11 protein-coding genes are annotated in these 12093 nt (G+C 41.5%); 9 read left to right on the forward strand and 2 right to left on the reverse strand.

The genetic code is table 11. The annotated features are described in order from the left end of the window. The first annotated feature begins 4 nt into the window (after positions 1–4). From ACVHUV_RS03635 to ACVHUV_RS03655, 5 genes are all read left to right on the forward strand, one after another. Positions 5–1486 (forward strand): o-succinylbenzoate--CoA ligase, encoded by a 1482-nt coding sequence (locus ACVHUV_RS03635; RefSeq protein ID WP_462086143.1) that lies wholly within the window; start codon positions 5–7, stop codon positions 1484–1486. A 4-nt stretch (positions 1487–1490) separates the two neighbouring features. Next, on the forward strand, positions 1491–1907 hold the full coding sequence (locus ACVHUV_RS03640; protein ID WP_462086144.1) for a MaoC family dehydratase: 417 nt from the start codon (positions 1491–1493) through the stop codon (positions 1905–1907). Continuing rightward, on the forward strand, positions 1907–2911 hold the full coding sequence (locus ACVHUV_RS03645) for a 3-oxoacyl-ACP synthase (protein ID WP_462086145.1): 1005 nt from the start codon (positions 1907–1909) through the stop codon (positions 2909–2911). The genes ACVHUV_RS03640 and ACVHUV_RS03645 overlap by 1 nt, the downstream gene beginning before the upstream one ends. A 123-nt stretch (positions 2912–3034) precedes the next feature. Then, the gene (locus ACVHUV_RS03650) at positions 3035–3544 is read left to right on the forward strand and encodes a YehS family protein (RefSeq protein ID WP_462086849.1); all 510 of its coding nucleotides are present in this window, start codon (positions 3035–3037) and stop codon (positions 3542–3544) included. A gap of 165 nt (positions 3545–3709) precedes the next feature. Further along, the gene (locus tag ACVHUV_RS03655; protein WP_317945241.1) at positions 3710–4912 is read left to right on the forward strand and encodes a DUF4317 domain-containing protein; all 1203 of its coding nucleotides are present in this window, start codon (positions 3710–3712) and stop codon (positions 4910–4912) included. A gap of 88 nt (positions 4913–5000) precedes the next feature. Here the strand turns inward: ACVHUV_RS03655 and ACVHUV_RS03660 are convergent, their stop codons facing one another. Then, complete coding sequence (locus ACVHUV_RS03660; RefSeq protein ID WP_462086146.1) at positions 5001–5903, reverse strand: LysR family transcriptional regulator; 903 nt, start codon at positions 5901–5903, stop codon at positions 5001–5003. Positions 5904–6082: 179 nt separating this feature from the next. On the opposite strand from ACVHUV_RS03660, the gene ACVHUV_RS03665 reads away from it, so the two are divergent. Both ACVHUV_RS03665 and ACVHUV_RS03670 read left to right on the forward strand, forming a co-directional pair. Beyond that, positions 6083–7489: an SLC13 family permease gene (locus ACVHUV_RS03665; protein ID WP_317945237.1), complete on the forward strand. Its 1407-nt coding sequence runs from the start codon at positions 6083–6085 to the stop codon at positions 7487–7489. A 16-nt stretch (positions 7490–7505) separates the two neighbouring features. Then, a complete protein-coding gene (locus ACVHUV_RS03670) occupies positions 7506–8276 on the forward strand; it encodes an SDR family NAD(P)-dependent oxidoreductase (protein ID WP_317945235.1) in 771 nt (256 codons plus the stop codon). A gap of 19 nt (positions 8277–8295) precedes the next feature. Here the strand turns inward: ACVHUV_RS03670 and ACVHUV_RS03675 are convergent, their stop codons facing one another. Further along, positions 8296–8661, reverse strand: a complete 366-nt coding sequence (locus ACVHUV_RS03675; RefSeq protein WP_462086147.1) for a DUF3889 domain-containing protein — start codon at positions 8659–8661, stop codon at positions 8296–8298. A 195-nt stretch (positions 8662–8856) separates the two neighbouring features. Between ACVHUV_RS03675 and ACVHUV_RS03680 the strand changes: the two genes are divergently transcribed. Continuing rightward, positions 8857–10266: a YfcC family protein gene (locus ACVHUV_RS03680; protein WP_462086148.1), complete on the forward strand. Its 1410-nt coding sequence runs from the start codon at positions 8857–8859 to the stop codon at positions 10264–10266. Positions 10267–10515: 249 nt separating this feature from the next. Then, entirely contained in the window at positions 10516–12063 is a 1548-nt protein-coding gene (locus ACVHUV_RS03685) for a malate:quinone oxidoreductase (protein WP_317945229.1), read from the forward strand. Positions 12064–12093: the final 30 nt, after the last annotated feature.

The following is a 12093-nucleotide window of genomic DNA, read 5'->3' on the forward strand; positions in this document are numbered from 1 at the left end:
TTTCATGGAAGGGATTGCCTATTGGATCGCAAAATGGGCACTCATACAACCAGATCGTACAGCAATCATTACAGATGAAGAAAAAGTGTCCTACGAACAATTGAATACTATGATTGACACGGCGGCTTGGAAGATGAAAAAAGTTTTAGGTGAGAGGAAAGGTGAACGAATCGCAATTTTATCTCAAAATCGGCTTGAATACATTGTTCTCCTCTTTGCTATTGCAAAAATTGAATGCGTGGCAGTACCGCTTAACATTCGGTTAAGTGCAAAAGAGCTTGTCTATCAATTAAATAATAGTAGCGCGAGTCTTCTTGTTTATGAAGCAGGTAATGAGCAGTTCATACATTCATTCGTTGAGCAGACAGCGTTGGAGCACCATCTCACAATGGAAACCGTATGTGCTGAAACTGAAAGTGTTCCGATATGTAGTAGTGAAATCGATGAAGAAGCGCCATACATTATTTGTTACACGTCTGGTACGACAGGGAAGCCGAAAGGGGCGGTACTGACACAACGGAATATGTTTTGGAATGCTATTAATAACAAGCTTGCGATTAATTTGACTGCGGAAGATCGAAGCATTGTATTGCTGCCTCTTTTTCATATTGGTGGAATTGGCTTATTTGCCCTTCCGACGCTGTTTGCTGGTGGAACAATCGTCATTCCGGGCAAGTTTGATCCTGAAAACGCATTGCAGATGATAGAGGAGCACAATGTGACAATTGTGATGGGCGTACCGACTATTCACCAGGCACTACTGATGAGTCCTTCATTCGATACAACCGATTTGAGCACAGTCCGCTGGTTTTATAATGGCGGAGCCCCTTGTCCACGTGAACTCATTGACGCGTATTTTGCGAAGGGCTTCCTATTTGGTCAAGGATTCGGGATGTCCGAAACATCCCCTACACTTTTCATGCTCTCAAAAGAGGATGCTCCTAGAAAAAGAGGGTCCATTGGTAAACCGGTCTTGTTTGTAGCGTATCAGCTCGTCGATGAAAATGGAAATGCAGTCGGTCCAGGTGAGGTTGGAGAACTTGCCGTGAAAGGGCCCAACATAATGAAAGAATATTGGAAGAACCCAGAAGCGACCAATGAAACACTTAAAAACGGTTGGTTGTTCACAGGTGATCTTGCCAGGACTGACGAAGAAGGCTATGTATTCATTGTCGGGCGAAAAAAAGAAATGATCATTTCGGGAGGGGAAAACATCTATCCATTGGAAGTTGAACAAGTAATACGTCAGATACCAGGTGTGTTGGAAGTGGCTGTCGTTGGAAACACCGATCCACGTTGGGGAGAAGTTCCTGAAGCATTTATTGTCCTAGGAAATGAAAGCGTTTTAACAGAAGCGGCAGTTTTAGCGCATTGTAAAAGTTCGTTAGCAAAGTACAAAATTCCAAAACACGTGACGTTTTTAAATGAAATGCCGAAAAATGCCACAGGGAAAATTCTTAAGACACAACTAATAAAAAGAGGGTGAAGAAGTGTTCGGTTATGAAATTGGACAGCAAGCGTCGTGCTGTAAAACAATAACGGAAACAGACGTCGTATTGTTTGCCGGGATTAGTGGTGATTTCAACCCTGTTCATATGAATAAAGAATATGCCAAACAAACGAGGTTTAAGGAGCGAATTGCGCATGGTCTGTTAACGTCAAGTTTACTATCCCAGTTGCTTGGCGTTCATCTTCCAGGGAGGGGGTCTGTTTACGTAGAACAAAGTATTCGTTTTACGGCTCCGGTTTTTATCGGAGATACGATAACAGCAAAAGCGACTGTCCTGGAAATTGATGAGCACAGAAGAATTTTAACACTATTGACGGAGTGTTTTAATCAGGCTGAGCAGACTGTATTGACCGGGACAGCTAAAATGAAAGTGCCACTAGAAGGAGGAGTGATTTGATGAGCGTTGGGATTCAGTCGACAGGGGCTTTTTTCCCTTCCACAGTAGAGACAGCGGCAGATTTGGCCATGAAAACGGGCATACCAGAGCAGGTTATCGTTGAGAAATTTGGGTTAGTGCAAAAGCATGTAGCAGATGACAGCCTTCATGCATCCGACCTTGCAATTGCTGCAGGTAAACAGGCGTTGGAAGGGATTGACCCTTTGGCAATCGATGTTGTCATCTATTTTGGAAGTCCTCATAAAGATTATACTGTTTGGTCAAGTGCACCGAAAATCCAGCATGCGTTAGGGGCTACGAACGCGTATGCGTTTGAGATCATGAATGTTAGTTCTTGTTTTCCGATCGCCTTAAAAGTAGCCAAGGATATGATTGTAGCTGATTCTTCCATTCAAAATGTGTTGCTTGTTGCTGGGTGTAGAGAATCGCAAATCGTGGACTACACAAATCCGAGATCGCGTTTCATGTTTAACTTTGCAGATGGTGGAACGGCAGCTTTAGTAGCAAGAAATTCATCTGTAAGTGAAGTGTTAGCGAGTGCAGTTTTAACGGATGGATCGTTTCATGATGATGTCCGCGCGGTAGCAGGAGGATCAAAACATTTTGCTAGTCATGAAACGGTTGAAAAGAATTTGCATTATATTGATGTAAAAGATCCTCAATCCATGAAAGAACGGTTAGACCCTGTTTCCATTTCAAACTTTGAACAAGTCATTCGACAAGCGCTTCAAAAAAGCGGACATACACCTCAAGACGTTAGCCTCCTATTGCCTCTGCATACAAAACGATCGATGTTCAAAGAACTTCTGCGTGCACTCGAACTACCTGAAGAACGAGCAATATATTTGAGCCATCACGGTCATATGTCCTCACTCGATCCGTGCGTTGGTCTCCATCTAGCGCAACAAGAAGGTCGATTGAAAAAGGGTGACCTTGCCGTAGCCGTAAGTGCCGGTACAGGCTACACATGGGCTGCCACTGTCATTAGATGGCTTGGCGAGTAAAAAGTAGAGACTACGTTTGAATTGACCTCGTCATTTGATGAGGTCTTTCACTTGCTCATTGGACAATGGTTACACGGAAGCATTATACTGATAACTACTGTTCGAACGGGAAAGGACGAGGTGATCTGTATGCAAACAAATGACATTTTAAACAGGCTGCGTTATGCACTTGATATAAAGGACAAAGAAATGGTGGAGATTTTTGCGCTAGGCGGTGTGGAAACGACAACGGAGGAAGTACGTGAAATGTTGGCGAAAGTGCCTGTCGTTAGCGAGGAAAAAAGTAATGAATTTGTTAAAACCATTGACATCCAAACATTGGAGGTCTTTTTAAACGGATTGGTAACGTTAAAAAGAGGCGTTCAAGAAGATGCACCTACGAATGGACAAAAGCAGTTTTTAATGGCAAATGACCACCGGAATGTAAACAATATCTTGTTGAAGAAAGTGAAGATCGCCTTATCACTCACAAGTGAGGATATGATTGAGCTGTTACAGCTAGCAGGCGTGAATCTGTCCAAAAGCGAATTAAGTGCTGTCCTTCGAAAAGAAGGGCACCGAAATTACAAAGAGTGCGGTGACCGATATGCGCGGAACTTCTTGAAAGGTTTGGCATTGAAGTATCGCTCCTAATTGGTTGAATATAAAACGAATCCAGTGTATTTTGGCATGTAGGTGTTTCGTTCGTTCATTGTTATAATAAAAGAGTATCAAAAGCAGACGCTTTGGTTACTCTTTTTTATTGTGCTGAAGTTGAATGGATAAACGTTATATATGATCTGAGGAGTTGGTGGACTGATGAATAAGAAGGATATTGCAGACATTCGCAAACATTTTAAGCAAGGTACGGATTTGTTAAAAATCACGACAATTTATAATGTATATATTAAGGCGGAAAGTACTGACATCTACCACGAAGAGAGCCAATCATTTTCTTTGCTGGATGAAGAGCAACAGGACTTGTTTTTTACCAATTTTAAAAAAGTGCTCGGTGGTAAACTAGGTGTGAAGCTGTTTGAAGTGAAGTTTGTACGCCAATCGGAAGAAGAGGCGGAAAATGAGGAGCATGCACAAAAACTATTGTATGACGGTCTTCATGCTGATGACGTAACGCAATGGAAAGAAGATATGCAGCGCTTAGCGTTAAAGATGGTACAAAACGGTCATTATGAGAAGGATTTGGTTATTACTTTCATTCGCGGGAATTATTTTAAACCGACGAAACGGAGTCAAGACGAGTCTGAAACGGCCGTTCGGGACGAAGTGTATACGACGCCGTTCATTTTGTGCAGTATGAATCAGACTGATTTGCCGAAGCGTTCACTGATCTTTGATTTTCAGGAAAGAGAGTTTAAATCGAGTATGACGGTGGACCCTGTCGTGAATATTACGTCTCCAATTGGAGGGTTTTTATTCCCTTGCTTTACGGCCAATGCGGCAGACGTGAATCATATTTTGTATGCGTCGGGTAAGGCGAATAAGCCTAATTACCAGTTTATTGAGAATGTGCTGAACGGTGAAGAAGTGATGACGGCAGAAGACGATAAGACGGTTTTTGAAGAAATTGTAAAAGAAGTGATCGGGGATGAAGTCGATTCGCGTACGCTAGCAAGTGTGTATGATGAAATCCAAAGCATGCTCGAAGTGGATGAAGAGGATAAAGATGCGGAAGAGACAACGCCTACATTAGATACAAAAGAAGTCGAGCGTGTGCTTAAGGCGAGTGGTGTGAAAGATGTCGATTCAGATAAGGTGGAAATGGCCTTTCAAAAAGTGCTCGACGACAAAACGTATGAAATGAATGCAGGGCATGTTGTTCCGAGTTATACATCTAAGTCCATAAAAATTAGCACGAAAGTAGCGGATATTTCCATCTGTCCGCAAGACTTGCGCTACGTTCGACGTGTCGATGTGAACGGGAGAAGTTGCATACTCATTGAAGTGGAAGAGGATGCGATGATTGAAGGATTTAAACTTATTTCAGAGGACTTGTTAAAATGAGAAGTAAGCACATGTAGTAGAGAAATAACAACTAACCATTATTGAAAAAAGACAGTCTAACCATTTAAGGTTGGGCTGTCTTTTTGACTTAAGTTGTAGGGAATTTCTCTTTTGCCAATTCGATAAAGGCAAGAGTGGCGGGTGTTAGTTGCGCGCCTTTTCGATAACTAAGAACAATATGGCTTTTAAAAGCTGGGTCTTTTAATGGATACAGGGTGGCTTCAATCTTTTCAGAAGCATTTTCAATCACGCATTGCGGGACAATCGTAATGGCGACGCCTTTATTAGCGAGGCGCAACGCGTTTTCTGTATTTGATGTTTCTAAAATAATTTGTGGATGAATTTGGTACTCCGCGAGTATTTGGTTTGTAAATCGCCGCAACCCTAAACCGGGCTTTGTCACGATGAATTTTTCACCATCTAATACGGCAGGATCGAATTCGTCTTCTGGTACACATTTTACGGCCAGTGGATGATTGGGTGGAATCACAATGTAATTGTATTCATCGTACAGAAACTCGTAAAGGATGTCATGATTTGTGATCGGCAAAGAATTGAAACATACATCAATCTGATTTTGGACGAGTAACGCCTCCAAAGTTTCGGTTGCGTCTTCCAACAACTCAATTTCAATGCCGGGGTAGCGTAGCATAAAGTCAGGTAACAATTGGTGGAGTGTATAGGTGGACAGAAAGTGGCTCACACCGATTTTTAGTCTTCCTTTTTTCAAGTTGGAAATACTATGGATTTCGTTTAGCATCGTTTGAATGACGTCATCTACGTCATCCATATAGTGAAGATAGCGTTCACCAGCATACGTTAATGTCACAGGCGTGGATTGCCGGTTAATGACTTCTACCCCTAGTTCCTTCTCGAGCCTTTGTATGTATTTACTTAAGTAGGGCTGGGAAATGAAGAGCCCTTTCGCTGCGTTTGAAATACTGCCGTATTCTGCAATTGCTTTTAAATAACTCGCACTTAGGTCTTTCAATGCAATCTGCTCCCTTTCGAAATTCCTGTTACATATGAAAGTATAACTATTTAGTTATACGTTTTATAGGGAAATTAGTATTACTAATTATGTTCAAATTGTGACATAATTGGCTTTGGTTATAAAGGTCTTTTTAGAAGTTGAAACCTTTATAAAAATATAAAGGAGGAGGAAATAGTATGGGTGAAGTGCAAACAGCACAAAAATCGAACAAAAGCATTTTCTTGAAATACTTAATTGTTCTTATCCCGCCGTTGATTATTTATTTACTACCAACTACGGATGCATATACACATGAAATGAAACTATTCTTTGTCATTACAGTTATAGCAATTTTACTATGGGCATTAGAACTAATCAATCTTATTATCGTTGCATTGGTATTGCCTGTGTCGTTCATTTTAAGTGGCGTTGCTACGCCGGCAGATGTATATGCGCCATGGAGTCAGGATTTACCGTACCTCGTTTTGGGAGCGTTAATCCTTTCGGCAGTATTTGATGAATCAGGTCTACTTAAACGACTCGCCTATTGGTTTATTTTACGGGGAGGCGGTACGTATAAAGGAATCATCTTTGCGTTAGCGACTTCCGGATTTATTATTGCTTTTCTCGTACCAGGTTCACTTGCACGTATCGCACTTTATGCGGGTATGGCATTTGGAATTATTAACGCGTTAGGGTTGAAGAAGTTTTCCAAAGGATCGGTTGGTCTACTTTTCGGAGCGTATAACGCAGCAGTCACTGCCTCTTTCGTCAGTTTGACCGGCGTTGAGCCAATGCTCGTCTTCAACAGTCAGTTGGAGAGTATCGGAATTGAAGGCGCGTCTTGGTTACAATACGTCGTGCACAATGTTCCAATTACAATCATTTGGACATATGTCATGGCCTTTGCCATTACGAAAATGTTTAAAGTCGAAGAGGAATTTGAAGGCAAAGCATATTTTAAAGAACAATACGAAGCGCTTGGCAAATTCTCATTAAAAGAGAAAAAGGTCACAATCATCTTATTGATTCTTATTACGCTATTAGCAACAAGTTCTCTACACGGCATTGCGCTTGGATGGATATTCATCGGAATGACGTTTGTCTGCTTCTTACCAGGTGTCGAGCTTGCAGACAATTCAACAATGGCAAAGACAAACTTTGGTATGATTTTCTTCATTACCGCGACGATGGCGATTGGACAAGTTTCTGCAGTCGTTGGAGCAGGTGCATTCATTGCCAATTCTTTGTTCCCACTTATGTCTCTTGGCGGAACGTTCTATACAATCGTTGCAACATGGGTGCTTTCAGTCGGTATTAACTTCGTGCTTACGCCATTTGCAGCATCAGCAACAATGGCCATCCCATTGGCGGAACTTGCGAACAGTTTAGGCATTAGCCCATTGCCGCTAGCCTATTCATTCGTTCACGGGTTGTATCAACTCTTGTTACCTTACGAATCAACGTTGCCATTGCTCTTATTCAGTTACATGGCAATGACGTATAAGCAATTCTTAAAGTATTTCTCCGTACAAATGGTATTGAATGTACTATTCATTGCCTTAATTGCAATTCCATATTGGTTCTTAATCGGATTATTATAAGAAAGGATTGATCAGCATGTTGGATATTTTTTCATTAGAAGGTAAATTAGCAATTGTTACAGGAAGTGCAAGAGGGATTGGACAAGCGTATGCACTTGGATTAGCAAAAGCAGGTGCGACACTTGTTCTTGTCGACATCTTAGAAGATAACTTGCAAGAAACAGCATCATTAATTAAAGAAGCAACAGGCCGCGATTCTAAAACGTACGGAATTGATGTAACGGACAGCACGAAAATTAATGCAATGGTTAGTGAATTGATTGCGGAATTTGGTAAAATTGATATCCTTGTCAATAATGCAGGCATCAACGCGCCGAAACCATTCCTTGAAGTAACAGAAGAAGATTGGAAGAAAATTGTTGGCGTCAACTTGAATAGCCAATTCTTAATGTCTAGCGCTGTTGCAAAAGAAATGGTGAAACGCAACTACGGTAAAATCATTAACATGGCTTCAGTTGGTGGCTTCATGGCATTGAGTGAAACTGCACCATATAATGCAAGTAAAGGCGGCGTCTTGCAGTTAACGAAAACGATGGCAGCGGACCTAAGCCAATACAACTTGAACATTAACGCAATCTGCCCAGGTTTCATCGACACAGGTCTGTTGAAGTCTTCTCCAGAAAGAGAAGCACGTCTTCAAAAAGTTTATGCAAACACACCACTTAATCGCTTAGGCGAACCAAGTGATCTTGTCGGCGCATGTGTATTCCTAGCATCTGATGCTTCCAAGTACATGACAGGTACACAAATTGTCGTTGACGGCGGTATGTCTGCAGTTGCAATGTAATAGATGAATGGAAAAACTCTCAACTTCGGTTGGGGGTTTTTTGCATATCTTGCCATACAGGGCGCGCAAACTCTTCAAACTCCACTTTTTTGAACTCCTCAGTAGCCGTAGTATAGGTAACTGTTACAATGACCCCAAATTCCGTGTCACCTTCTTTTAACCAAAGCTGAAATGTTGCAATCGAAAGATCTTCTGTTGCAGTAGTACCTTTATACAAGTAATCGACAATTTGAGCATTCGGATAAGCATTTTTCGTTTCAACAAGGGCAAGTCGGGACCATTTTGCATAAGCAGGTGCTTCTTTTTGAATGAATGCAGTTAGCAAAGGTATTTCCGGTGCATAGGTGGCGAATAAAAACCCGATGGCAATGAAAAGATTTTTCATAAATCATAACGCTCCTTTTAGAGTAGAATGCGTTATATAAGTCAATTCATTCTTTAAAATCTAATGCTATTTATATACGTTAAAATGCATACATATAAATTTTATAGTGAATTTCAAATTGACTTGAAGTGAGAATTTGATAGAATAATAGATTATAGTCATTTAGCGACTATATAAAGACGAGGGGGGAAACCTATGAATGAGCAAAGTGTGAACGAAGAGAAGCGAAGTAAAATTCCGCATACATATGCAATCATTTTCATCATTATCATATTAGCGACAGTTGCTTCTTATTTTGTACCTGCGGGGCAATTTGATCGCGTAGAAGTTGATGGGAAAACACTTGTGGTAGCAGGTAGCTACGAAACAATTGAGTCCAATCCTGTAAGCTTCTTCGACATGTTCAAAGCAATTCCACAAGGGATGTCAAAAGGGGCTACCATTATTTTTTACATCTTTTTAGTCGGTGGTGCCTTTGGAATTATCCGTGAAACAGGAACAATTGAAGCAGGTATTAATAAAGTTGTCCGCAAGCTGGAAAGGCGTGAAAAGCTGCTAATACCTTTCACGATGTTTGTCTTTTCCATTGCAGGTGCAACGACAGGTATGTCTGAAGAGAGCATCATCTTCGTTCCAATTGGTATCGCAATTGCAAGAGCAATCGGCTATGATGCAATTACCGGCACGGCAATGATCAGTTTAGGTGCCGCGAGTGGATTCATTGGTGGTATGATGAATCCTTTCACTGTAGGTGTCGCACAATCGATGGCAGAGCTACAATTATTCAGTGGAATCGGTTTCCGTTTTGTCGTCTATATATTCATTTTGGCATTAGCGATTTTTTACGTGATGCGCTATGCAGCAAAAGTGAAAAAAGATCCGACAAAGAGTATTGTGTATGAATTAGAACTTAAAGCGAAGCAACAGAAAGAGCAACAAGATCCAAATTCATTACCAGTATTCAATTACCGACATGCACTTGTCTTACTCATTATTGTGGGTGGACTAGGCTTAAACATGTATGGAGTTTTTAAGTGGGAATGGTATTTAACAGAGTTGACAGCATCCTTTATCATTATCGGGTTTGCTGCAGGAATTATCGGTGGTTTACGCATTAATAAAATGTTTGACTCGTTTGTAGACGGGATGAAATTGGTTGCATTCGGTGCATTAATTGTCGGTTTCGCCCGCGCTATTCTAGTCGTGTTGGAAAACGGTTTAATTATTGACACGATGATCAACAGCTTGGCTGCGTTAATCGGTTCATTGCCTGGCACATTGAATGCGGTAGGAATGTTCTTCGTGCAAGTCGTGACGAACTTCTTCATCCCATCAGGAAGTGGACAAGCAGCAACGACAATGCCAATTATGGTACCATTGGCAGACTTGTTAGGGATTGAACGACAAGTGGCGGTGTTGGCGTTCCAATACGGAGATGGTGTCACAAATTCCATCATTCCGACATCAGCTGCTTTAATGGGTTACTTGGCGGTTGCCGGCATTCCTTACGATCGTTGGGTGAAGTTTGTATGGAAACTAATCGCAGGTTGGTTAGTCATTACGACCATCGCTTTAATTGTTGCTGTAATGATTGGCGTGAAGTAAACGTATTTGACGAGTGATTATATAAAGCCTTACACCGATCAGCGGGTGTGGGGCTTTATTGTTCTACTATATTTTTCGGGAATTTGTTTTCAGATAATTATAGAAGCTTTTAACGATAAATAATTGGTATATAGTGTGATATAATTGAATGAGCAAAGGTTTGCGACGATGTGAAATCTTGGATAGGGATTTCCTATACAGGAGCGCCTGCATCCTTTCTGCAAATTCAACAATATAAGGATGGTATATATGAGTAACGGAGAAACTAAAACAGATGTCATCTTGATTGGTGCCGGAATCATGAGTGCCACTTTAGGGACACTTCTGAAAGAATTAGTACCGGAATGGAATATTACAGTTTTTGAGAAGCTCGAAAATGCAGGTGAGGAAAGTTCGAACGAGTGGAATAACGCAGGTACCGGGCATGCGGCTCTATGCGAGCTCAATTACACGGTAGAAAAGCCAGATGGAACAGTGGATATTAGCAAAGCGATTAAAATTAATGAACAGTTCCAGCTATCTATGCAGTTCTGGTCTTATCTTGTGAAAAACAACTTGATCAGCAACCCGGAAGATTTCATCATGCCATTGCCACACATGAGTATGGTGCAAGGGCAAGATAACGTATCATTTTTAAAGAAGCGATTTGAAGCGATGACGCAAAATCCGCTCTTTAAAGGGATGGAGTATTCAGAAGATCCACAGAAGCTCATGGAATGGATTCCGCTTATCCTGGAAGGACGTACATCGAAAGAACCAATTGCAGCAACGAAGATCGATACAGGGACAGATGTCAATTTTGGTGCGCTCACACGCATTCTGTTCGATCATTTGAAAACGAAAAATGTTGAACTTAAATACAAACATACGGTTGATAATATAAAACGTACGCCGGATGGTTCTTGGGAGCTGAAAGTACGCAATGACAAAGGAGTCACTGAATCCCATAAAGCGAAGTTCGTTTTCATTGGGGGCGGTGGCGGAAGCCTTCATTTATTGCAAAAAACAGGTATTCCTGAAAGTAAGCATATCGGAGGGTTCCCGGTCAGCGGAATTTTCATGGTATGTAACAATCCGGAAGTCGTTGAGCAACACCACGCGAAAGTGTATGGAAAAGCAAAAGTAGGAGCGCCACCAATGTCGGTGCCACACTTGGATACGCGTTTCATTGACAATAAAAAATCCTTGCTGTTTGGACCGTTTGCAGGCTTCTCACCAAAGTTCTTGAAAACAGGCTCCAACATGGATCTCATCACGTCGGTCAAGCCGAATAACGTCTTTACGATGTTGGCTGCCGGTGCAAAAGAAATGGCGTTGACGAAGTATCTGATTGAACAGGTCATGCTATCAAAAGAAAAGCGTATGGAAGAATTACGTGAATTCATTCCGAACGCAAAAATCGAAGACTGGGATCTTGTAGTTGCTGGCCAACGTGTACAAGTTATTAAAGACACGGAAGCGGGCAAAGGAACATTGCAATTCGGTACAGAAGTAATCAGTTCTTCTGACGGTTCAATTGCAGCATTACTAGGGGCTTCACCAGGTGCATCGACTGCGGTTCACGTTATGCTCGAAGTGTTCAAGAAATGCTTCCCGCAACGTATGAACGAATGGGAACCGAAATTGAAAGAAATCATTCCTTCTTACGGTAAATCGCTAGCGGACAATCCAGAACTATTGGAAGAAGTGCACCGCTTTACTGCAGAAGCACTCTCTTTAAACGAGCAACCGGCAGTAGTAGAAGTGGAAACAGACCCTGAAGTTGTCGTTGAAGGCAAAGTAGAAAACGAAGAATAAGTACATTTTAAGAAACCGAGGACAGTCATT

The sequence above is a fragment of the Sporosarcina saromensis genome, assembly GCF_054901285.1.